Here is a 21,664-nt window from a genome sequence, read left to right as displayed (position 1 = left end):
AAGCCGACTAAAAACGGTGAGTTGAATAGAATAAGTTGCTGCAATGGCAACGTGAAGGTCGTGAAATGGCGGGTGGGATGCGTAACGCGTCCAGTTATGCCAGCATAGTCAAAAAGATATTTCCATAAGCGCTCAAGCAACACCCGCCCCAGCCATGCCGGGCTTGTCCAACAAACGGTTCAGATTGTGGCTCGCTTCGCGATCACAATCTAACCTTATTCGTTAGGCGTGCTCTCTCATCAAGCCATATGCCGTTATAGGCTGTCGCACATTTGGCGCAAATCGCCCCTTTAGTACTCGGGTGAGATGGGTCTCCGACGACTTTACTTACCCTGCCACCCTCGACATGAATCAAAAGACCACAGCGATCATAGCAATCACGTGGACAGGTCGACTTTACTATCATGCGAGGGGCTCACAATTCCGCGTATAAGGTTATCGGGTGGCAGTCAGAAAAGCCGCACCGAGCAGTGCTTTTGAATCCTATCGGTGTGACTGCCTAATTTCAATATAATATTTCAATTGAAAAGCAACAACGCCATTTATACTCAAATTAACCACAATGCGGTTAATAATTTACAATTCTAGTGAAATTAGATATGAAACGTACAGATCAAGCCAGAGTACATTCGTTGTGAGTTATCACCAAGAAACAACAAAAGGCGCTAAAATAAATTCACTGCAACCTTCAACTTCATTGGTAGGGCGTGCGAGGATCGAACTAACGGCAGAGCGATTATGAGTCGGCTGCTCTAGCTACCGACTTAAATATAAAGGCTAAAATAAAATCTGGTTTTTCTTTTGAGTAATGTGTTTGGTGGGCCGGGAGGGGGTCGAACCCTCGACAAACGGATTAAGAGTCCGCTGCTCTACCAACTGAGCTACCGACCCAAAGAAAAAGCCAGGGTAGAATCTGGCTTTTCTTTTGAGTAATATATGTTTCTGGTGGGTCGGGCGGGATTCGAACCCGCGACAAACGGATTAAAAGTCCGCTGCTCTACCAACTGAGCTACCGACCCAAAGAAAAAAGCTAGGATAGAACCTAGCTTTTCTTTTGAGCAATGTGTTACTTGTGTTCTTGGTGGGTCGGGCGGGGGTCGAACCCGCGACAAACGGATTAAAAGTCCGCTGCTCTACCGGCTGAGCTACCGACCCAGTTGAGAGCCGCAATTATACTGGTTTTAACAAATTCGTCAAGATTGAAAATCCAAAAAAAGGCTATCGAAATTGAATGAGAGAGAATTCCGGATGTAACTGAGTGGTATCTGCGTTAAAAATGGGGATGCTAATCGTGGTGCGGACTTCACGATGAGCTCGTCCATACACGTCATTTTGCATAACCTGATCTTTAGTACATTTTTGTGCTATCAGGGTAGGAGGACAATCGATAATCTCTACGACAGTATAGTGCTCATTTTTCCATATAAAAGCGAGACCTATGCAGTTTTCCAGCTCCGCCAAACTGGGCGAGGTTAACACTTGAGCCCCTTAAGCCAGCGACTGTATAAACGATCGGCGACACGATTGAGATGGGTCACTTTTTCATCAAGTTCTGATTGTATTTCAACTAATGTTTGAACTGCGGGACTGACACTGGCAGCGTTGATTTCGGCTATGCCGTTTTCACTCCATGTTTTAACCATCTCTGCGGTCATTTCAACATGGCATTGCAAGGCAAGGTGCTTGCCTATGGCATAAGCTTGATTTTCACAGTAAGCACTTTTTAGTATGTGAACAGCACCTTCAGGCAACTCAAAGGTTTCTCCATGCCAATGAAAACTGTCATATTGTTGCAAACCATCGAACCAAGCTCTGGCTACATCGTTGTTCGTGGTGGTGACATTGCCCCAGCCTATTTCTTTCACAGGGTTGAGTTTCACAACTGCACCCAGCGCTTTGGAAATGAGTTGCCCACCCAGGCAGTGCCCTAAAACTGGAACGTCTGCAGCTATTGCAGCACGTATAAGATTGAGGGAGTCAGATATCCAGGGCAGGTTGTCATTGACGCTCATACTGCCACCCATAAAGACTAATCCCGAATAATCTAGTGGATTAGTCGGGATAGTTTCATCTTCATCAATTTTGATGAGCAGGTAGGGGATATCCTGCTCAGTTAAAAAATCTGCAAAATAACCAGCACCTTCAGTAGCTATGTGACGAAAGACGGCGACTGGCTTCATGGTGCTTATTTTGCGCGTTTATCGCGTTCAATTAACGCGTAAGCAGAATGGTTGTGGATAGATTCAAAGTTCTCACTTTCAACAACATAACTGTCGATGCGCGGCTCTCTGTCTATGGCAGCAGCAACGTCGCGTACCATATCTTCCACAAATTTAGGGTTGTCATAGGCACGCTCAGTCACATATTTTTCATCTGGGCGTTTAAGCAAGCCATATAATTCACAGGAAGCCTGACTCTCAGCGATGGCAACGATATCCTCTATCCACATGAAATCATTGGTACGAGCGCTTATGGTGACGTGTGAGCGTTGATTATGGGCGCCATAGTCAGATATTTTTTTCGAACACGGACATAGGCTGGTAACAGGTACGACTACTTTGGTAGTGTGGACGTACTCGCCATTTTCTATTGCACCGATGAGGGTAACGTCGTAATCCATTAAACTTTGTACGCCTGATATTGGTGCTGTTTTGTTAATGAAATAGGGGAAGCTCATCTCAATATAACCGGATTCTGCTTCTAAACGTTCAACCATTAGGCGTAACATAGTTTCAAAGTTTTCTATGGATATTTCACGTTCATTACTATTGAGTATCTGCACAAAACGCGACATATGTGTGCCTTTGAAATTGTGTGGCAAATACACATACATATTGAAATTGGCGATAGTGTGCTGTACGCCCATGCTCTTGTCCTGAACTTTGACAGGGTGACGAATAGACTTGATGCCGACTTTATTAATGGCAATTTGACGGGTATCCGCATAATTTTGCACGTCAGGCATGGCGGTGGTGATATCGCAACAATCATTCATGGTGATTCCAGTTCGGTTTATTAACTAATGTGTAATGTGCTAAGTATAGCGCGAGCTAATACCCGAGTAAACTACTCGGATAAAGCCTGATTAACGCGATGGATTATTCCATCACTGCTTAGGCCGCATTCAGCCAGCATTTGAGTGTGATTGCCATGGTCAATATAAGTGTCAGGTAGCCCGAGTTGTATCACGCGTACAGTCACATTATGTGCACGTAATAGTTCGCTTACAGCACTGCCTGCACCGCCCATGATGGCATTTTCTTCCAACGTCACAATCAAATCATGGCTCTGTGCTAATTGTAGGACGAGTGTTTCGTCAATTGGTTTCACAAAGCGCATATCAGCGACACTGGCATTGAGGGTATCAGCAGCGGAGAGGGCAGTTTGCACCATGCTGCCAAATGCCAGCAGAGCCACACGCTGCCCTTGACGACGTAACACGCCTTTGCCGATGGGTAAAGCTTGCATAGCCAGGCTGATAGCGGCGCCATGTCCTGTGCCTCGAGGATAACGGACTGCGCTCGGACCATCCAGTTGCATAGCGGTATAAAGCATTTGACGACATTCGTTTTCATCTGACGGCGCCATGACTGTCATGTTGGGAATGCAGCGCAAGTAACTGAGATCAAAACTACCGGCGTGGGTTGGTCCATCCGCACCGACTAATCCAGCACGATCTATCGCGAAAACGACGGGCAGATTCTGTAAGGCGACGTCATGGATGAGTTGATCGTACGCACGCTGCAAGAAAGTTGAGTAAATCGCGACGACAGGTTTGTAACCATCAGCCGCCAATCCGGCCGCAAAGGTAACTGCATGTTGTTCAGCAATACCGACATCAAAATAACGTTCTGGATATTGTTGTGAAAACGCAACTAGACCTGATCCTTCGCGCATCGCAGGTGTAATGCCAACAAGACGGGAGTCGATTGCCGCCATATCACACAACCAATCACCAAATACTTGCGTATAAGTGGGCTTTGGTGAGGCTTTTTCGAGCACGCCAACTTCTGGTTTAAATGGGCTTACACCATGATATAAACAGGAGTTTTCTTCAGCTAAAGGATATCCTTTACCCTTTTTAGTAACAACGTGCAGAAATTGCGGGCCAGGCAGTCGACGGATATTGGCTAATGTATCAATTAATGCATTCAAATCATGGCCATCTATGGGGCCGATATAATTAAATCCAAATTCTTCAAATAAGGTGCTGGGTGTAACCATGCCTTTGACGTGCTCTTCAGCACGTTTTGCCAGCTCAAGCATAGGCGGGACATGTGCTAATACCTTTTCACTGGCACGACGAGCTGCAGCATAGAATTTACCTGACATTAATCGCGCAAGATAATGATTTAATGCACCAACATTGGGTGAAATGGACATGTCGTTATCGTTGAGTATCACCAGCAGATTGGCATCCATATCACCCGCATTATTCAATGCCTCAAACGCCATCCCTGCGGTCATTGCGCCATCACCTATTACAGCGATAGCACGACGCTCCAAGCCTGATAATTTTGCGGCCACGGCCATGCCAAGTGCTGCTGATATCGACGTGCTGGAATGCCCTGTGCCAAAGGTGTCAAATTCACTTTCTTCACGTTTAGGAAAGCCTGCAATCCCACCCGCCTGGCGCAAACCTGACATGGCTGTACGACGTCCAGTGAGGATTTTGTGTGGATAGCTTTGATGACCTACGTCCCAGACTATGCGGTCATCAGGCGTGTTAAACACATAATGCAAAGCAATGCTCAGCTCGACGGCACCAAAATTAGAGGCAAAATGACCACCTGTCTGAGCGATACTGGCAAGCATAAAATCACGAATTTCTTGGGCTAATTCGGGTAACTCGTCACGTTCCAGTGCGCGCAATGCCTCTGGATCGTTAATGCGGGCAAGAAGTGAAGTGTCTGGAATCAAAATGTTCTCTGTATGATAAAGTCGGCCATTTCACGCAGACGTTGGTTATGTTCAAACCCTTGGATAGCAAGGAGCGCATCCTGATGCAGCGACGCTGCAAGTGACTTCGCTTCAGTCATACCCATCAAGCTGACATAAGTGGGTTTGTTATCTGCCGCATCTTTTCCTGCAGTTTTACCTAAAATGGCAGTAGGTGCGCTTGCATCTAGAATATCGTCAACGACTTGAAATGCTAAGCCTACACATTTGGCGTAATGATCGAGTTTTTCGATCTGAGCGGGGTCAAGTTGACCGCAATGCGCACCTAGCAATACAGCCGCACGGATTAATGCGCCAGTTTTGTGGATATGCATGAATTCTAGCTCAGGCAGACTGATCGCAACACCAACGCTAGCCAGGTCAATTGCTTGTCCACCTGCCATGCCACGAGAACCTGATGCATTGGCGAGTATTTTGATCATGTGCAACTGTTGTTGCGCATTATCATTCAATGTGTGACTGGCAAGTAAATCAAATGCCAGTGTTTGCAAACTATCACCTACCAGTAATGCAGTGGCTTCGCCAAATTCCACATGACAGGTTGGTTTGCCACGCCTCAGCACATCATTATCCATGGCTGGCATGTCGTCATGCACCAATGAGTAGGCGTGTATCAGTTCAACCGCTGCAGCAGCAATTTCTACTCGTTCAGGTTGTGCTTGTGTAATTTCCCCAGCGGCGAAGGCAAGCAGGGGGCGTACTCGTTTACCGCCTTCCAGTACCGCATAACGCATAGCCTGATGCAAAGTCTTGGGAGCAATATCAGCGGCCGGTAAATGAGTAGACAGCACGATTTCCATGCGTGTCTGCAGGGCGGTAGACCAAGTTAAAAAGTCAGTTGTCATCTTGTGAATTAGGGCTATTAAAATTGTTTAGCGTGCCATTTTCAAGTATCTGTACTTGTTGTTGGGCAGCATTAAGCGCAGTTTGGCAAAATTGTAATAATTCGGCCCCGCGTTGGTAGCTGGCAAGCGACTGCTCTAAGGTAAGTTGCCCGGATTCCATATCAGCAACGATACGCTCTAATTCAGTGGTAGCTGCTTCAAAATTGGCGGGTTGAGCGCTGGCGCGACGAGTCATATTGATGAAGGTTCAGTAAATTGCATAGGTAAGGGTACAAATATTACCGAATAATTGCCTTTAATGCTAATTTTAGAGATAATTGGGCGCTTTCTTATTGATTGAATTTACTTTATTTATGGGGGTTAAGCGGCTGTTGTGCCGTCTTGATTGTTTTTGGTCACTTCTTTTGGGGTGTACTCGTTTATGTCCAATTTAGCTGTCGTGTCGCAATTGACACACACTACTCCTCAATTACCAATCAGTTGGTATTTTGATCCTGAAATTTACGCGTTAGAGCAGCAGTATTTGTTTGCACAAGGGCCGAATTATATCGGTCATGAAATCATGGTGCCGAATATCGGCGATTATCAAGTGTTAGAAACTCAGCAGCAAGCCAGTGTGCTGGTGCGCAATGCACAAGGCACTCAGATGCTGTCTAACGTTTGTCGTCATCGCCAGGCAATGATGCTAGATGGGCGAGGCCATGCGCGCAATATCGTTTGCCCATTGCACCGCTGGACCTATGATCTGGAAGGTACGCTGCTGGGCGCCCCTCATTTTCCAGGTAATCCATGTCTAAATTTGGGTAAATCACCTTTACAGAACTGGCATGGTTTACTTTTTAACGGTGAGCGTGATGTTGCAGCTGATTTCGCCAAGTTAGGTGTTGCTGACACGCTTAATTTTGAAGGCTACATGCTCGACCGTGTCATGGTCGAAGATTATGCGTTTAACTGGAAAACCTTTATTGAGGTTTATCTGGAGGATTATCACGTAGAGCCATTTCACCCTGGGCTGGGTAATTTTGTTACCTGCAATGATTTGAAATGGGAATATGGTGATTGGTACAGCGTGCAGACTGTCGGCGTTGCACGCGGCTTGAGTAAATCTGGCAGTGCTGTGTATCAACAGTGGCAAGATCAGGTATTGCAATATTCTAACGGTGTAATCCCTAAGCATGGCGCTATCTGGCTAACTTACTATCCAAATATCATGGTTGAATGGTATCCGCATGTGTTGGTGATTAGCACGATAATTCCGACAGGAATAGAATCTTGCCGCAATGTGGTCGAGTTTTATTACCCTGAAGACATTGTGCTATTTGAGCGTGAATTCGTTGAAGCCGAACAGGCCGCTTATGCCGAGACTGCAGTCGAGGATGATGAAATTTGTCGCCGCATGCAAGCTGGTCGTCGGGCACTTTACCAGCAAGGACTTGATGAGGCAGGGCCTTATCAATCACCTATGGAGGATGGTATGGTGCATTTTCATGAGTTTATCCGACGTCAATTATCTCCACATCTAGTGTGAATCTGACTCGCCTCACCCCATTCAAAACTGCGCAAGTGCGTGATTTGGTGTGGGTGATGGCAGCACCTAATCTTTTGGCAGAGGCGGACTGGTTAATTTCCGATACTGAGTGTTTGGCTTGGCTGGATGCTGCAATGCCACAACTGCTTGCTTTAGATGCAAACCCAGCACCTCTGATCAATTGGATTGCAGTAGCTTCTCCGCAGCGCTTGGGACGCTATTTTGAGGTGTTATTGAGCTATTGGATGGCGCATCTCATGCCTGCAACCTGGTTTGTCACGAATCAAGTTGTGAAATCGGAACGAATAGTCCTAGGTGAATATGATCTGCTATGGCGTGACCAGCACAGTGCGTTGCAACACTGGGAAGCATCCGTTAAGTTTTATTTGCAAATTGACTGTAACGCCGGATTTGCAGGCTACGTTGGCAGCATGACACGGGACAGGCTGGATCTCAAAGTAGCACATCTTCGTGATAAGCAACTACAGTTAGCCAACTTGCCCGAAGGGCAGGCCAGTTTGCCAATAGCTTATGAACCCGTCCGTGCAAGAGCCTTGCTAAAGGGCTGGCTGTTTTATCCAGCAAATACCACACCACAGCCGGCATCTGGATTATCAACGCAACATCTACAAGCGTGGTGGGCTCGCTGGGGGCAATTAAATTTATCTCCAGATTTACTCTGGCGAGTTCTGCCTCGATTAGAATGGTTAACTCCTGCTATCATATTTGATGCAACTTGCTTATTGAGTGAGGCGGATTTTGTGTTACATTTATCTGCGCATTTTACGTTGCACCCATTACCCGTTTTAGTTGCTGGATTAGTCATGCAAGACGGCGTTTGGTATGAACAAACGCGAGGTTTTATAGTCTCACCGAATTGGTTGCTGGATAGTAATATAATTAAATAGCGAGTCAAGGACAAACATACCTCATGGAAAAACGTCGGTTTCAACGTATTGCCATTGCTCAAACTGCCACTCTACAAGGGCAGTACAGTGGTTTAGTAACGGGCGAAATTCATGATTTTTCAACAAATGGTGTTTTGTTCAGTGTAAATACCAAACAGTCATTGACTGATTTTCATGAACAACAAGTTGATATACACTTCCGTTCAAATCTGGATAAGGTTGACTACGTTATTAGCGGTCGTGTAATTCGAGTTGCTGGATCTTCATTAGGTTTAATCATATCGCCATTCCCAGAGCCGTCCTATGCAGCATTGCTTGCCTTAGCAAAATCAGCGCCTGCGCCAGTAGTAACTAAGCAAACACAGAGTCGTAATCAGCAGCAACAGGCGTTAGCACAGTGTCATGAAATATATCAGCACTTTATCAAACAGGTGATTGATCACTTTTACCTGAGCGTGGCTAATCGGATTAATTTTTCAGCTAACAATGCTGGTAGTTTAGAAGATAGATGGATTATCAATAATTCCTACCCTTTGATTGACGCGCAGCGGGGGAAAATTGAACGTGCTTTTCTGGCGGATAATTATATCCAGCGTAAGCCATCAAATGAGCAATTGCCTACTGCGAAGGATGCTGACTCCTTATCATTGGTAGCATTGGATGAATTTGATGAGTGGTTGACGATTTCGACACTAACCACAAAATTGGATCTGGAGTTTTCTGCGCCAATTTTTGAATTTGAAACTCGCTATGCAATCCTATTGGGTCAGTCATTGAGCGGTCAGGATAATCCTTATGGGCCGAGTTTCCTGCTGCAAACGTTACGTGATGTCATAGCGGATGCACATTTTAAGTCCCCCGTGCTGTCTGTCTTATATAAATTATTTTACGATTCTTTGCTTGCGTCGATGAGCGATTTTTATCGGCAACTGAACACTAGTTTGGACTATATTGCATTACCACAGGTACGGGTTGCATCGTCACCCTCTCGGCAACCATCGGTTGCGACACCTTACCTTACACCGCATAGCCCAACATTTCCTGAACAAGCTGCTGCAGTCACGCAAAACACAGTAAATAATAGTGTGACTTATCCATCTGCAGAAGCGCATGGCGTCAGCCTGGATGGTTTCTTGCGTAATATTGCCGCCATGTTGCCGAACATGCCTATGCAGCAATCAGCACCATCTATGGGTACTTACCCTTTTTTACCAAGTGCTACTGCTGGTTTTACACAGGGTGACAGAGTAGGGGCTGAATATGGATTACAGCAGTTAGTTACACAAACTCAGCCATCGATTGCTCAGACCGCACCCACAAGTGTAGAGAGAATTATTGAATATTTGCGGCAATTGCCACCCGCGACATCTTCGTCTGCTCAAGTGTTGTCTGCCGTACCTGCAGCACATGCCGTTTTTAACTCAACGGAAACATTTAATCAGTCAGAAACTGAGTTACAACCGACTGCAAATGATATTAGCCAGCTCATTAGTGCGCTTAATGCACACCAATCGCATTGGCAAGAGATGTCAGGGCAGGGTAACACACCAGACATTGCTAACTGGCTACAAAGTGTAGCACCGCAAATTCCAGAGAATTCAGAATTATGGCAATCAGTCCGCTTATTTGATCAATTATTTGCGAGTCCTTTGGCAAATAATGAATTATCTTCAGATATCAGAGATTTGCTTAAAAAACTAGAACTGACCTTACTCAAGCTCGCATTGCTGGATAGCGACTTCCTGAGCAGTAGCAAACATCCGGCACAACAGACCGTGAATTTAATAGAGCGTTTTTATATTGCGGCAGATGATGATGGGCATTTGTTTGATGCACAATTAAGTCAGTTATTACATACTTTAGTAAATCAGATTGTTGACCAGTTTGAGCAAGATAACCATATATTTTCAGATGTAAATCATATACTTGAAGAACTTGTTTCACCTATAGAGCAAACTCGGCAGGACAAGGTTAAGTTAACTGCCAATGCATGCGAACAGCGTGAGCAAATGCAACCCACCCCGGATATCAAGATCGATCATGTTGATGACACGATTACGATGTTACGCACGGGTGCATGGTTATGTATTAAGGTAGAAAAAGTATTTGTACCCTATCAAATCATATGGATGAATCAAGTTGCATCAGCCTACGTATTAATGAACCGTTCAGCCACGCTGATTCGTGAGTTTCATAAGGACACGCTTGCAGAGGCTATGGCAGCGGGTACGGTGACGGCGAATCATGAATTTGACCTGCCTTTCATGGAACGCGCAGCACGTACAGTCATGTTCAGTGCGTATGATAAAGTTTACCGTCAGGTCATGAAGGACGATTTTTCTGGATTGTTAAATCGTAAAGGCTTGATGGCAAAATTGGAAGAGGCTTGTATACGCTATGTTGCACAGCAAGTAGATGCCGTGTTGTGTATGATCATGTTTGACCAGTTAAATGTTCTTTATGCAAACTGCGATGGCCAGGAAGCCGATGAGTCACTGCTGTCAATTCTTGATTTAATTACTACAGCATTGCCATCATCAGTTCAGTTTGCTCGTCTCAGCGACAATACTTTCGCTTTATTGTTGCATAAAGCAAATGCGGAAGATGCTGAGAAACTTATGCAGCAACTGCTAGTAGCGCTATCTTCAAAACGCATTGCCTGTCAGGATAAACAATTTGTAATCGCAGCAAGTATAGGGGTGGTGCAAATAAGTAATGAACTCAATACCGTCCCGCAATTATTACGTAGTGTAGGTTCAGCTTGTGTGATTGCGAAAACCCATGGACATAATTCGGTACAAATTTATGCGGCAAATAGCGCGCAAATCCAACACGAAGAATCCTTGTTTAAGTGGGCAGGCTTGATTGATCATGTTCTGAATGATCATTTGTTATATTTACGTTGCCAGCGCATACAAGCAATTGATGCTTCGAGTGGCTCATTACCGCATTATGAGATTTTATTGGGTATTGATAAGAGCCTGACAACTAATCCTCAAGAATTCATACTCGCTGCCGAAAAATGGCAACGTTCAGCAGATATAGATTTATGGGTTTTGCAGCAAAGTTTCGCATGGCTTGAAAGTCAGGGGGATAAACTAGAGTTTATCAGTGGCGTATCTATTAACTTGTCAGGACATTCGCTGACAAATAATGATGTACTTGATTTCATCATTTCGCATCTGCAGTCGCCAACATTACCTGCAAATAAGATAATTTTCGAATTGACCGAAACAGCATTTATGACGAACTTAACAGATGCACAGCAGTTTATCGAAACTGTACGTGCTTTTGGTTGCAGATTCTCATTGGATGATTTTGGCTCTGGTTATTCATCCTTTGCATATTTAAAAAATCTACATGTTGATTATCTTAAAATTGATGGCGTTTTTGTACGTGATTTGGAAAAATCGCAAGCTGATGTGGCTATGGTTAAAGCTATGTACAGCATAGGTAATGCATTAGGATTAAAAATCATTGCTGAATACGTAGAAAACGATGCCATCTTGGAAATCTTAGGCGAGATAGGTGTGGATTATGCGCAAGGTTATGGCATAGAAATGCCAAAACCGCTGGATAGTTTAGTACTCGCTGCGTAAATTATAGATTAGGTATTATGGGGGATTGTATGTATCGACTATTGATTTAACATAATATACATTATAGGAAGTGTAACGCAATAATAAGACCGTGAATATTTATTCAGATTATCTATAAAACTTATGGCAACAGTCGGAATATCAGTTTTATAAATTAATATTGGAAAAACTAATCAGGTTTTGTCCTGCTTCTTTTGCACTATACATCGCCATGTCTGCCCATCGTAGTAAATCATCCTGGCATTCATGTTTGGAAACAAAAACCGTCACACCTATACTTGCCGTGCAATGATATTCAATAACAGCACATGAATTGGTTGTTTGATTAATACACAACGAATAAGGGTTAGATAAAGTAGTTCGAATTTTTTCAGCTACGACCCTAGCCTGAGTCATAGCTTGGTTTTTGTCAGTGCCCAGTTCATTGAGTGCGACCACAAATTCATCACCACCAAAACGTGCCACAGTATCGAGTCCACGTATGCAGCTTTTTAATCGGCTCGCCACTTCAATCAATAATAAATCACCCGCACCATGACCATAAGTATCATTAAGCGTCTTAAAATTATCCAGATCTATCATCATCAACGCAGCATGTTGACCATTGCGTTTGCTGGTAGCCATTACTTGGGATAGTCGGTCGATAAACAAATGACGATTGGGTAATTGGGTCAATGCATCATAGAACGCTAAATTACGAATCTGCTCCTCTGATTGCTTCCTTTCAGTTACGTCATGAATAATCGAAAAGAATAAATTATTACCCTTGTAACGCACAATTGAGATATGCGCTTCGACTGTACGAATTTCGCCATTAGCCAACCTGTGATCAAAAATGAACTTGTTCTGTTCGCCAATGATCGCTTTTTGCCTTTGCGGATAGATCTCTGATTCAGGCTGTGCATTGATAAGACTTACATCCATGCCACGTAAAATTTCCAGAGGATAACCATAAAACTTTGCAGCTGCCGGATTTGCATCAACGATGATACGAGATTGGTAATCAATCAATAACATGATGGAACTATGTCGATCAAACAACTGATGAAAGTGTGCTTCACTTTCACGCAATGCATTAATAACATTATTCTTTTTAAGCAGTACTGTGTTTATTTCATCGGTGAGGTTGCCGATCAACTGGGTTAGTCCAGATATGGCTTGAGGCTGAATGAGTTCATTGCTTTGAATATTCGTTAGCAAACTCTGAATAATACTATTCAGGGGTCGCTGTAGAAAACGGAATTTAAAGTACGTTAAGCCCCAGGCATCGGCCGCAACGGCCTGAACTTACCTGCCCCGATCTTAGCGCTGGAGCGCCAGACGTAATCGCCCGTCAGGTTGATGTGCTCCCAGCCCAGTGGCGACAGGTATTGCAATAGCAAGGTGTCCACCTCCTGGCCATGGTTCCGCAAAGTGGCTGTGGCCCGCTCCAGGTAGACCGTATTCCACAAAACGATGGCCGCCGTGACCAGGTTCAAACCACTAGCCCGGTAACGCTGCTGCTCAAAGCTGCGGTCGCGGATTTCGCCCAGTCGGTTGAAGAACACAGCCCTGGCCAGCGCGTTACGCGCCTCTCCCTTGTTCAGTCCGGCATTGACGCGGCGGCGCAACTCCACGCTTTGCAACCAGTCCAGAATAAACAGCGTGCGCTCAATGCGGCCCAACTCACGCAGTGCCACCGCCAAACCGTTTTGTCGTGGGTAACTGCCTAGCTTTCGCAGCATCAGCGAAGCTGTCACGGTGCCTTGCTTGATGGATGTGGCGAGCCGTAGGATTTCATCCCAATGGGCACGAATCTGCTTGATCTTCAATCGCTCACCGCTGATCATCGGTTTGAGACCGTCATAGACGGTGTCGCCTTTCGGAATGAAGAGCTTGGTCTCGCCTAAGTCACGGATGCGCGGCGCGAACCGAAAGCCTACGAAGGGCATCAGGCCAAAGACGTGATCGGTGAAACCTGCTGTGTCGGTGTAGTGCTCCTCGATCCGCAAGTCCGACTCGTGGTACAGCAAGCCATCCAGCACATAGGTGGAGTCGCGCACCCCGACATTGACCACCTTGGTGCTGAACGGTGCGTACTGGTCGGAGATATGGGTGTAGAAGGTGCGCCCCGGTTCCGAGCCGTACTTTGGATTGACATGGCCGGTGCTTTGGGCCTTGCTGCCTACCCGGAAGTTTTGTCCGTCCGATGAGGACGTGGTGCCATCCCCCCAGTGGTCGGCAAAAGGTTGCCGGAATTGGGTATTCACCAGGTTGGCCAAGGCGGCGTTGTAGGTTTCATCGCGGATGTGCCAGGCTTGCAGCCAAGCTAGCTTGGTGTAGGTGGTGCCAGGGCAGGACTCGGCCATCTTGGACAACCCCAGGTTAATACCGTCAGCCAGGAGGGTTGTCATCAACAATGTTTTGTCTTTGGCTACGTCGCCGGACTTCAGGTGGGTGAAGTGGTTGGTAAAGCCAGTCCACCCATCGACCTCCATCAGCAGCTCGGTAATCTTGATGTGGGGCAGCAGTGCCGCCGACTGGTCTATCAGGGCTTGTGCCTCATCGGGTACTACCGCGTCCAGTGGCGTGATCTTCAAACCCGTGGCTGTGGTGATGATGGCGTCCGGCAACTCGTTGGCTAGCGCCATCAAGTTGGCCTTGGCAAGCTGGGATTCCAGCAGCGTCAACCGCTCATGGAGGTACTGGTCACAGTCAGTTGGCACGGCCAGCGGCAATTCGTCGGCCAGTTGCATTGTGGTGAACTTCTCGACAGGGACAAGGTACTCATTGAAGTTCTTGAATTGGCGAGAACCTTGCACCCACACATCACCTGAACGCAGCTTGTTCTTCAGTTCCGACAAGGCGCATAGCTCATAGAAACGGCGGTCGAAACCATTGCTGGTTTTGACTAACCGTGCCCAGCGGGGCGTGATGAATTTGCTGGGCGCGTCCGCTGGCACTTGTTTAGCGTTGCTGGAGTTCATCAAGCGCAGTGCCTCGATAGCTTCCAGTACATCTTTGGCTGCTGGCGCGGCACGCAGTTTCAGCACATTCAGAAATTCAGGCGCATAGCGGCGCAAAGTCGCATATCCATCACCCATGCGGTGCAGGAAATCAAAGCTCTCGGGCTGGGCCAGCACTTGTGCCTCGCTGACGCTCTCGGCGAAGTCTTCCCAAGGAAGCACCGATTCAATGGCTGCGAATGGGTCAGCGCCTGTTTTCTTGGCTTCAATCAGCGCCAAGCCGATACGGCTGTAGAGGCACACCTTGTCATTGATGGCTTTGCCGGAGGCCTGAAACTGCTGCTGGTGCTTGTTTTTGGCTGCGTTGAACAGCTTGCCGATGATGCGGTCGTGCAGGTCGATTATTTCGTCGATGACCGTAGCCATGCCCTCAATGGCCAGCGCTACCAAGGTGGCATAGCGCCGCTGCGGCTCGAACTTGGCCAAGTCAAAGGCCCGCATTTGCCCACCCTCTCGGGCGATTTTGAGAAGACGGTTTTGATGTACCACGTGTTCAACACTGGCTGGCAGATCAAGTGCTTGCCATGATTTCAGGCGCTCAATATGCTCCAGCATGTGGCGCGAGTTTGGCTTCTTGGGTGATAGGCGCAGCCAGGCCAGCTTGGTTGTCTTGCTCCCCTCCTTGTGCAACAGTAGCTCATCCAGTCGCTGGCGGTGGGCGCGGGTCAGCTGATCTGACAGTGCCGCATAAATGCATTTGTTGGCACGGGTGATGGCTTCGGCACAAATACGCTCAATGACGTCAACGGTGGGCAACAACACCCCCTTGCTACGCAGCGACTCGGCCAGAACACTGGCCAGTACGATGCCCTTGTCAATCTGCAAGGCAAGCTCACCCAGGCTGTGCACTGCGGCCCGATAGTGGCTCAACGTGGTGAACGACTGAAATTCATAAGCGGCTTGGAGTTCCAAAAGATGTTCGCGCCGCGTTTCGGCACGCTGGTGCCCGTAGTCGTTCCAAGCCTCGCGGGGAACCTTCAACTCATTCGCCACCATGTTCAGTAAGTGGGCGGAAGGTTCGGCATCAACGCCCAGCAAGATGCCAGGGTAGCGCATGTAACAAAGCTGAACTGCAAAGCCCAACCGGTTCTGAGCACCGCGATGCTGGCGAATGAGTGCCAAGTCGACCTCGCTGAAGGTATACAGACGGATCAACTCATCCCCGGCTGTCGGGATGGCCAGAAGGCTTTCGCGCTCATTTGCAGACAAGATCGAACGGCGGGGCATGCTGTTTCCTTCTTCTTAAAAATGTAGGTTTTTGATAAGCCTCGCCTAGTCGCCGATGCGGCACGCAAAATCAAGGCACTTCCATTCTCACAAATAGTTCTTGATATGTTATTCTCAGTCAACTACCATTACAACGAGTTTTGATAAGGAGAGATGCTATGCAAGCCGTGACGACTGCCCCGCCCATACCCACGGGCAAGATCAAGAGCTTTGGTGCGTTCGGGCCAAAGTACGAAGTTGGCAAGCCACTTCGCCAGTTGGATGATGGTGACTGGATGGTCGAGGTCAAGATGGTCGAGACAGGCGAGTCCGCCGAATATCGGTTGACACATGTTTACGATGATCCAGAGGCTCGCTAATGTACGCAGTTTCCTTTGATCTGACGGTGGCCGACGCCGAGATGAACCACCCAAAAGGGGTTTCACAGGCATACACCGAGATCGGTGCCATCTTGGGTGAACATGGTTTTCGCCGAGTTCAAGGTAGCTTGTATGTGACAGACAACGAGGACATGGCCAATCTCTTCCTTGCCTTCCAAACGTTGCGTGCTCGTCCTTGGTTTCCGAAGTCCGTACGAGATATCCGAGCCTTCCGCATTGAGCAATGGTCAGATTTTACCGCCGTGGTTAAAGGAGTCTGAGCAATGAGCCAATCCACCGCACATAAATTTCACATTACAAAATCATGTTGATCGGGTATGCACGCGTTTCGACACAAGACCAAAACCTTGACCTTCAGATCGACGCTTTAACCAAAGCGGGCTGTACAAAACTGTTTGACGACAAAATCAGCGGCAGTAGTAGAGAACGGCTAGGGCTTACGAAGGCTCTGGATATGCTGCGCGAAGGCGATACCCTCGTGGTGTGGAAGCTTGATCGTTTAGGGCGTAGCGTAAAAAACCTGGTCGATTTGGTCAGTGATTTGCACAAGCAAGGTGTCCAGTTCAAAAGCCTGACTGACGCCATTGACACTGGCACCCCGTCAGGCCGCTTCTTCTTTCACGTCATGGCCAGCCTAGCCGAAATGGAACGTGAACTGACGGTGGAGCGCACCCGCGCAGGGCTGGAAGTCGCCAGAAAACTTGGCCGTACAGGTGGGCGCAAACGAAAAATGACCGACAGTAAGATCGAGTCAGCCAAGAAGCTGCTGGCCAACGGCGTGCCACCTTGTGACGTAGCTCATAACCTCGGCGTGTCCGTGCCAACCCTGTACCGCTGGATTCCAGCTTCTGGGACGGCTTAACGTACTTTAAATTCCGTTTTCTACAGCGACCCCTATTCAGTTGTGCTGTTTCATTATGCAAATCATGCTGATTCAATTCGGAGGAGTTTGGATTGGCATCAGCGATGTTAGGCAAAATTTGATTGTGTATTGTCATATATGATTTGTGCACAGAGAAACCATGTTTGATATAAGACATTGTATTACCCTGCTCTGCACATTGCACTATAAAACGCTCTCGAAAGAGGCGAGAATACTGCTAAGATGCAACTCTCACTTTGGAAGATTGAGTACATAGGATATGAACCGAAAAGTACTAATACCTGTATTGGCTGTCATATTAATTAGCATAGGTAGCTTTGCCTACTGGCATCATGATAAGGCAGTCATACCTGTGGCACTTACTGTGTATGGGAATGTAGATATAAGGCAAGTGGAGCTGGCTTTTAATGGGTCAGAACGGATAGACAAAATGCTGGTTCAAGAAGGAAGCCAGGTTAAAAAAGGCCAGTTGCTGGCAACTTTGAACACCACTCGTTTACAGCAAAATTTTAATTTGCGTGAAGCTCAGGTGGCTCAAGCACAACAAGCGTTACTCAAACTGGAAACGGGGAGTCGCCCAGAAGAAATCCGCAAAGCTCAGGCTGATGCAGCAGCTGCAAAAACAGATGCTGATAACGCGCAACGCACCTATCAACGGCAACTTGAATTAGTCAAACAGGATTTTGTAGCAAGACAGGATGTCGATAATGCCAAATCAGCAGCCAATGCCGCTCAGGCTAAATTCAATTCTCTGCATGAAACAGTACGACTTGCCATGCTGGGGCCACGTCAGGAAGATATTGCAGTAGCCAAGGCGACCTTACAGGCAAATGAAGCATCATTGGCAATCGCACGTAAAGACTTAGCTGATGCTGCGTTATATTCCCCCTCGGATGGCACAATTCAAAACCGTATCCTGGAAGTGGGTGATATGGCATCGCATCGCCGCAACGTCCTGTTTATACCTTGGCACTTACGAATCCCCTCTGGATAAGAACCTATATTGCCGGGCCTGAGCTAGGCAAGGTGAAGCCAGGCATGCATGTAACGATCAGTACTGATAGCTATCCTGACAAGCACTATCAGGGCTGGATAGGTTATATATCCCCTAGCGCCGAATTCACGCCTAAATCAGTAGAAACAACAGAAGTGCGCAGTGATCTGGTATATCAGGTACGGGTTTTCACTTGCGATACACGTAATGAACTACGCCTCGGCATGCCCGCAACGGTGACTATTCCACTAGATCAGTCCCCTCCTCCAGCAAATCGTAACAACATGACTACATGCGATAAATCCTGATGCTTATGCCCACATTAGAGAATGCTGTGCAGACTAGCGATAGCGCACTGGAGATAAGCGGCATCTCCAAATCATTTCATGTTGGGCAAAGAAAAGTTGAGGCCTTGCGTAATATCAGTTTTAGCGTAAAGCATGGTGAAGTTACCGGACTGATTGGACCTGATGGCGCTGGTAAAACCACATTGATGCGTCTGGCTGTCGGATTGTTGTTGCCTGATTCAGGCTCAATCTCAGTGCTAGGGCATGATGCGGCCACACAATCGCTGGCAATTCAAAGTGTCATTGGTTATATGCCGCAACGCTTTGGTTTATATGAAGATTTAACTGTTCAGGAAAACCTTGATTTGTACGCAGATTTGCAAGGCGTGCCAAAATCGATACGCAAGGAACGTTATCGGGATTTGATGCAAATGGCTGAGCTGACTGCATTTACAGGGCGGTTAGCCGGGCAGCTTTCAGGCGGGATGAAACAAAAACTAGGACTGGCGTGCGCCCTGATACGTCAACCCTCCCTGCTATTGCTGGATGAGCCGACAGTGGGTGTAGATCCATTATCCCGACGCGAACTCTGGGCCATTGTTTATCGTCTGGTAAAGGAACAGGGAACTACTGTGCTCTTGAGTACAGCTTATCTGGATGAAGCAGAGCGTTGCAACCATGTGATTTTGTTGCATGATGGTCAACTGCTGAATCAGGGGGCACCAGCTGAATTACGTGAATCGCTACATGGACGCACTTTTGCAGTCACTGCACCCGATGTAAGCAAACGTGCGTTGCAAGCTCAATTGGCGCAGTCCCCCTCGGTGCTGGATGCACTTATTCAAGGCGAGCAAGTGCGTATCGTCATGACTAAGGATGCGCCACTACCTGAACTTGGCGTGCTCATCCCCAATGTGTCCAATGCCGAAATTAACGTCGTACCCCCCCGCTTTGAAGACGGTTTTGTCGCCTTGCTCAAAACAAAAAATAATTTGGAAACATCAACCCATCCTGCCCCACTTGTACAAGCATCGGCTAATCTCACAACGGGTACAAACCCGGTCATAGATGTGCAGAATTTAACACGACGTTTTGGCAGTTTTATTGCAGTTAAAAACGTCACGTTTTCTGTGCCACAAGGTGAGGTATTTGGCTTGCTGGGTGCAAATGGGGCAGGTAAATCAACCATGTTTCGTATGCTCTGCGGATTGCTGCCGCCTAGCAGTGGCAAACTGAGTGTTGCTGGCGTAGATCTGCGTTATGCGGCGGCCGCTGCCCGTGCGCGCATCGGTTATATGTCACAAAAATTTTCTTTGTATGGCAATCTCAGCGTAGTTGAAAATTTACGATTCTTTAGTAGTGCCTATGGACTGTTTGGCAAACAGGGTGATGAACGAATTGACTGGGCGCTGCAGGAATTTGATCTGGCTTCGATAGCAGATGCAGTCAGTGGTGACCTTTCCCTGGGCTACAAACAACGTCTGGCCTTAGCTTGTGCATTGATGCATGAACCGAAAACCTTGTTTTTGGATGAGCCAACCTCAGGAGTTGATCCTCTGGCGCGTCGTGAATTCTGGCGACGAATAAATATGCTGGCCGAACAAGGGGTCACTATTATGGTGACCACGCATTTTATGGAAGAAGCTGAGTATTGCGACCGTTTAGCGATCATGGCAGCAGGTGAAATCCTCACCATAGGTACGCCGACTGAGATCAAATCCAAGGCGCGTACAACTGCGTTACCTGAGCCAACGATGGAAGATGCTTTTGTCAGCCTGATTGAAGCACACGAGATGCAAGGAGTTGCCGCGTGAGTAAGGCTAGTATGCGGTTACGTGGTTTGATCCGTAAGGAGTTCCTGCAAATTATCCGTGACCCCAGCAGTATTGCAATTGCGTTTCTGATGCCAGTAGTGTTGCTACTATTATTTGGCTATGGCGTATCACTGGATGCTGATCATGTACCCTTGGGGCTAGTCATTGAACAACCCAGTGCTGATACAGCGGGCTTTACTGCTGCATTCAATAACTCCAAATATTTTACTACAACGTCTTTCCCCACCAAGCCTGCAGCAGTTGAAGCGATGATGGCAGGTCGCATTAATGCCGTTATTATTTTGCGGCAGGACTTTGCTCAGCGTCTGCGTGAACCGAATGGTGCACCGATACAATTGATCGTCAATGGTGTGGATGCCAATACTGCCCGCATCGTAATCGGTTATGTCACTGGCGCATGGGGGAAATGGCTGGAGCACAATGCGCTGGAGCAAGGACAAACACTCAATATGCCAGTAGTGATGACACAGCGCATCTGGTTCAACGAAGAATTAAAAAGTCGTAATTTTCTGGTGCCGGGACTGATTGCTGTGATCATGACACTGATCGGCGCGCTGCTGACAGCCATGGTTATGGCGCGTGAATGGGAGCGTGGCACCATGGAAGCTTTGATGGTGACACCACTCTCCATGCGCGAAGTGATACTGGGTAAACTCATACCCTATTTCACTCTGGGTATGGGTGGGCTGATGTTATCTGTCGCCATGGCGATCTGGTTATTTCACGTTCCGTTGCGTGGCTCCGTATGGGTGCTATTCGGCACTTCTGCCCTATTTCTACTGACTGCACTGGGCATGGGTTTGCTGATTTCTACTGTCGCCAGAAGTCAGTTTATTGCAGGTCAGTTAGCTATCATTACCACTTTTCTGCCAGCCTTTCTTTTGTCTGGATTTATATTTGATATCAATAGTATGCCGCCTATTGTTCAAGTATTAACGCATGTTGTTGCGGCACGCTATTACGTTGCCATACTACAGACGGTATTTCTTGTTGGGAACGAATGGAGCGTCATTGTACCAAACGCACTTGCCTTGCTCCTGCTTGCCATTATCTTTCTTGGACTGACGCGGATCAAAGCGCACAAGCGACTGGATTAATCAACAACTTAGATAGACAAGCCACCTACCAACAAGAGCAAAATTTAAAACAGCTTAACCTAAAATAGCTTCGAAAAAAAATACGTGCTAGCATGAGCTAGAACAATGAGAGCTAAC

19 protein-coding genes and 3 tRNA genes are annotated in these 21,664 nt (G+C 47.1%); 10 read left to right on the top strand and 12 right to left on the bottom strand.

All coding sequences use genetic code 11. From position 1 onward, the window contains the following. Positions 1 to 202 precede the first annotated feature (202 nt). From SFSGTM_RS17330 to SFSGTM_RS08405, 10 genes are all read right to left on the bottom strand, one after another. On the bottom strand, positions 203 to 406 hold the full coding sequence (locus SFSGTM_RS17330; RefSeq protein ID WP_162084771.1) for a hypothetical protein: 204 nt from the start codon (positions 404 to 406) through the stop codon (positions 203 to 205). Positions 407 to 815: 409 nt separating this feature from the next. Then, positions 816 to 891 (bottom strand) — tRNA-Lys (locus SFSGTM_RS08445). 52 nt (positions 892 to 943) lie between these two features. After that, a tRNA-Lys gene (locus SFSGTM_RS08440) sits at positions 944 to 1,019 on the bottom strand. Between the two features lie 60 nt (positions 1,020 to 1,079). Then, positions 1,080 to 1,155, bottom strand: a tRNA-Lys gene (locus SFSGTM_RS08435). Positions 1,156 to 1,218: 63 nt separating this feature from the next. Further along, positions 1,219 to 1,479 carry a hypothetical protein gene (locus tag SFSGTM_RS08430; RefSeq protein WP_162084770.1) on the bottom strand — a complete coding sequence of 87 codons (261 nt, stop codon included), beginning with the start codon at positions 1,477 to 1,479 and terminating at the stop codon, positions 1,219 to 1,221. Continuing rightward, positions 1,473 to 2,180, bottom strand: coding sequence for a type 1 glutamine amidotransferase (locus tag SFSGTM_RS08425; protein WP_162084769.1), 708 nt, complete (start codon positions 2,178 to 2,180; stop codon positions 1,473 to 1,475). The genes SFSGTM_RS08430 and SFSGTM_RS08425 overlap by 7 nt, the downstream gene beginning before the upstream one ends. Positions 2,181 to 2,185: 5 nt before the next feature. Next, the gene (folE2, locus tag SFSGTM_RS08420) at positions 2,186 to 2,995 is read right to left on the bottom strand and encodes a GTP cyclohydrolase FolE2 (protein WP_162084768.1); all 810 of its coding nucleotides are present in this window, start codon (positions 2,993 to 2,995) and stop codon (positions 2,186 to 2,188) included. Positions 2,996 to 3,066: 71 nt separating this feature from the next. Continuing rightward, on the bottom strand, positions 3,067 to 4,920 hold the full coding sequence (gene dxs / locus SFSGTM_RS08415; protein ID WP_232525949.1) for a 1-deoxy-D-xylulose-5-phosphate synthase: 1,854 nt from the start codon (positions 4,918 to 4,920) through the stop codon (positions 3,067 to 3,069). After that, the gene (locus tag SFSGTM_RS08410) at positions 4,917 to 5,804 is read right to left on the bottom strand and encodes a polyprenyl synthetase family protein (RefSeq protein ID WP_162084767.1); all 888 of its coding nucleotides are present in this window, start codon (positions 5,802 to 5,804) and stop codon (positions 4,917 to 4,919) included. The genes dxs and SFSGTM_RS08410 overlap by 4 nt, the downstream gene beginning before the upstream one ends. Next, positions 5,794 to 6,039: an exodeoxyribonuclease VII small subunit gene (locus SFSGTM_RS08405; RefSeq protein ID WP_162084766.1), complete on the bottom strand. Its 246-nt coding sequence runs from the start codon at positions 6,037 to 6,039 to the stop codon at positions 5,794 to 5,796. Before SFSGTM_RS08405 ends, SFSGTM_RS08410 begins: the two co-directional genes overlap by 11 nt. A gap of 186 nt (positions 6,040 to 6,225) precedes the next feature. Here SFSGTM_RS08405 and SFSGTM_RS08400 point away from each other — a divergent pair, with 186 nt between their 5' ends. Genes SFSGTM_RS08400 through SFSGTM_RS08390 form a run of 3 tightly spaced genes read left to right on the top strand, consistent with a single transcriptional unit; the run spans position 6,226 to position 11,839 of the window. Next, positions 6,226 to 7,332, top strand: coding sequence for an aromatic ring-hydroxylating oxygenase subunit alpha (locus SFSGTM_RS08400; protein WP_162084765.1), 1,107 nt, complete (start codon positions 6,226 to 6,228; stop codon positions 7,330 to 7,332). Then, entirely contained in the window at positions 7,329 to 8,240 is a 912-nt protein-coding gene (locus SFSGTM_RS08395; RefSeq protein ID WP_162084764.1) for a DUF1853 family protein, read from the top strand. Before SFSGTM_RS08400 ends, SFSGTM_RS08395 begins: the two co-directional genes overlap by 4 nt. A gap of 23 nt (positions 8,241 to 8,263) precedes the next feature. Continuing rightward, entirely contained in the window at positions 8,264 to 11,839 is a 3,576-nt protein-coding gene (locus tag SFSGTM_RS08390; RefSeq protein ID WP_162084763.1) for a DUF1631 family protein, read from the top strand. A gap of 147 nt (positions 11,840 to 11,986) precedes the next feature. Here the strand turns inward: SFSGTM_RS08390 and SFSGTM_RS08385 are convergent, their stop codons facing one another. Beyond that, positions 11,987 to 13,039 carry a sensor domain-containing diguanylate cyclase gene (locus SFSGTM_RS08385; protein ID WP_162084762.1) on the bottom strand — a complete coding sequence of 351 codons (1,053 nt, stop codon included), beginning with the start codon at positions 13,037 to 13,039 and terminating at the stop codon, positions 11,987 to 11,989. A gap of 53 nt (positions 13,040 to 13,092) precedes the next feature. Then, complete coding sequence (locus SFSGTM_RS08380; RefSeq protein ID WP_162084761.1) at positions 13,093 to 16,071, bottom strand: Tn3 family transposase; 2,979 nt, start codon at positions 16,069 to 16,071, stop codon at positions 13,093 to 13,095. Positions 16,072 to 16,229: 158 nt separating this feature from the next. On the opposite strand from SFSGTM_RS08380, the gene SFSGTM_RS08375 reads away from it, so the two are divergent. The 7 genes from SFSGTM_RS08375 to SFSGTM_RS08350 all read left to right on the top strand — a co-directional run bounded on the left by SFSGTM_RS08375 (position 16,230) and on the right by SFSGTM_RS08350 (position 21,547). Beyond that, positions 16,230 to 16,430 carry a DUF5397 domain-containing protein gene (locus SFSGTM_RS08375; protein ID WP_162084760.1) on the top strand — a complete coding sequence of 67 codons (201 nt, stop codon included), beginning with the start codon at positions 16,230 to 16,232 and terminating at the stop codon, positions 16,428 to 16,430. Further along, the gene (locus tag SFSGTM_RS08370; protein ID WP_162084759.1) at positions 16,430 to 16,711 is read left to right on the top strand and encodes a virulence factor; all 282 of its coding nucleotides are present in this window, start codon (positions 16,430 to 16,432) and stop codon (positions 16,709 to 16,711) included. Before SFSGTM_RS08375 ends, SFSGTM_RS08370 begins: the two co-directional genes overlap by 1 nt. Positions 16,712 to 16,755: 44 nt before the next feature. After that, positions 16,756 to 17,313 (top strand): recombinase family protein, encoded by a 558-nt coding sequence (locus tag SFSGTM_RS08365; RefSeq protein WP_162084758.1) that lies wholly within the window; start codon positions 16,756 to 16,758, stop codon positions 17,311 to 17,313. Between the two features lie 280 nt (positions 17,314 to 17,593). Beyond that, entirely contained in the window at positions 17,594 to 18,328 is a 735-nt protein-coding gene (locus SFSGTM_RS08360) for an HlyD family secretion protein (RefSeq protein WP_198420530.1), read from the top strand. A 44-nt stretch (positions 18,329 to 18,372) separates the two neighbouring features. Beyond that, positions 18,373 to 18,636 (top strand): hypothetical protein, encoded by a 264-nt coding sequence (locus tag SFSGTM_RS17050; protein WP_491851248.1) that lies wholly within the window; start codon positions 18,373 to 18,375, stop codon positions 18,634 to 18,636. Between the two features lie 5 nt (positions 18,637 to 18,641). Then, positions 18,642 to 20,429 carry an ATP-binding cassette domain-containing protein gene (locus SFSGTM_RS08355; protein ID WP_162084757.1) on the top strand — a complete coding sequence of 596 codons (1,788 nt, stop codon included), beginning with the start codon at positions 18,642 to 18,644 and terminating at the stop codon, positions 20,427 to 20,429. Beyond that, the gene (locus tag SFSGTM_RS08350) at positions 20,426 to 21,547 is read left to right on the top strand and encodes an ABC transporter permease (RefSeq protein ID WP_232525948.1); all 1,122 of its coding nucleotides are present in this window, start codon (positions 20,426 to 20,428) and stop codon (positions 21,545 to 21,547) included. The genes SFSGTM_RS08355 and SFSGTM_RS08350 overlap by 4 nt, the downstream gene beginning before the upstream one ends. Positions 21,548 to 21,664 lie beyond the last annotated feature (117 nt).

Origin of the sequence: Sulfuriferula nivalis, from assembly GCF_009937995.1 — a bacterium.
Classification (GTDB): domain Bacteria; phylum Pseudomonadota; class Gammaproteobacteria; order Burkholderiales; family Sulfuriferulaceae; genus Sulfuriferula; species Sulfuriferula nivalis.
This window is presented reverse-complemented; position numbering and strand designations above follow the sequence as displayed.

What these genes read in the sequence shown, in the direction of transcription:
- SFSGTM_RS17330 (WP_162084771.1), bottom strand. Translation starts at nt 406, where the DNA reads ATGATAGTAAAGTCGACCTGTCCACGTGATTGCTATGATCGCTGTGGT.
- SFSGTM_RS08425 (WP_162084769.1), bottom strand. Translation starts at nt 2,180, where the DNA reads ATGAAGCCAGTCGCCGTCTTTCGTCACATAGCTACTGAAGGTGCTGGT.
- folE2 (WP_162084768.1), bottom strand. Translation starts at nt 2,995, where the DNA reads ATGAATGATTGTTGCGATATCACCACCGCCATGCCTGACGTGCAAAAT.
- SFSGTM_RS08410 (WP_162084767.1), bottom strand. Translation starts at nt 5,804, where the DNA reads ATGACAACTGACTTTTTAACTTGGTCTACCGCCCTGCAGACACGCATG.
- SFSGTM_RS08405 (WP_162084766.1), bottom strand. Translation starts at nt 6,039, where the DNA reads ATGACTCGTCGCGCCAGCGCTCAACCCGCCAATTTTGAAGCAGCTACC.
- SFSGTM_RS08400 (WP_162084765.1), top strand. Translation starts at nt 6,226, where the DNA reads ATGTCCAATTTAGCTGTCGTGTCGCAATTGACACACACTACTCCTCAA.
- SFSGTM_RS08390 (WP_162084763.1), top strand. Translation starts at nt 8,264, where the DNA reads ATGGAAAAACGTCGGTTTCAACGTATTGCCATTGCTCAAACTGCCACT.
- SFSGTM_RS08380 (WP_162084761.1), bottom strand. Translation starts at nt 16,071, where the DNA reads ATGCCCCGCCGTTCGATCTTGTCTGCAAATGAGCGCGAAAGCCTTCTG.
- SFSGTM_RS08375 (WP_162084760.1), top strand. Translation starts at nt 16,230, where the DNA reads ATGCAAGCCGTGACGACTGCCCCGCCCATACCCACGGGCAAGATCAAG.
- SFSGTM_RS08370 (WP_162084759.1), top strand. Translation starts at nt 16,430, where the DNA reads ATGTACGCAGTTTCCTTTGATCTGACGGTGGCCGACGCCGAGATGAAC.
- SFSGTM_RS08365 (WP_162084758.1), top strand. Translation starts at nt 16,756, where the DNA reads ATGTTGATCGGGTATGCACGCGTTTCGACACAAGACCAAAACCTTGAC.
- SFSGTM_RS08360 (WP_198420530.1), top strand. Translation starts at nt 17,594, where the DNA reads ATGAACCGAAAAGTACTAATACCTGTATTGGCTGTCATATTAATTAGC.
- SFSGTM_RS17050 (WP_491851248.1), top strand. Translation starts at nt 18,373, where the DNA reads ATGCATGTAACGATCAGTACTGATAGCTATCCTGACAAGCACTATCAG.
- SFSGTM_RS08355 (WP_162084757.1), top strand. Translation starts at nt 18,642, where the DNA reads ATGCCCACATTAGAGAATGCTGTGCAGACTAGCGATAGCGCACTGGAG.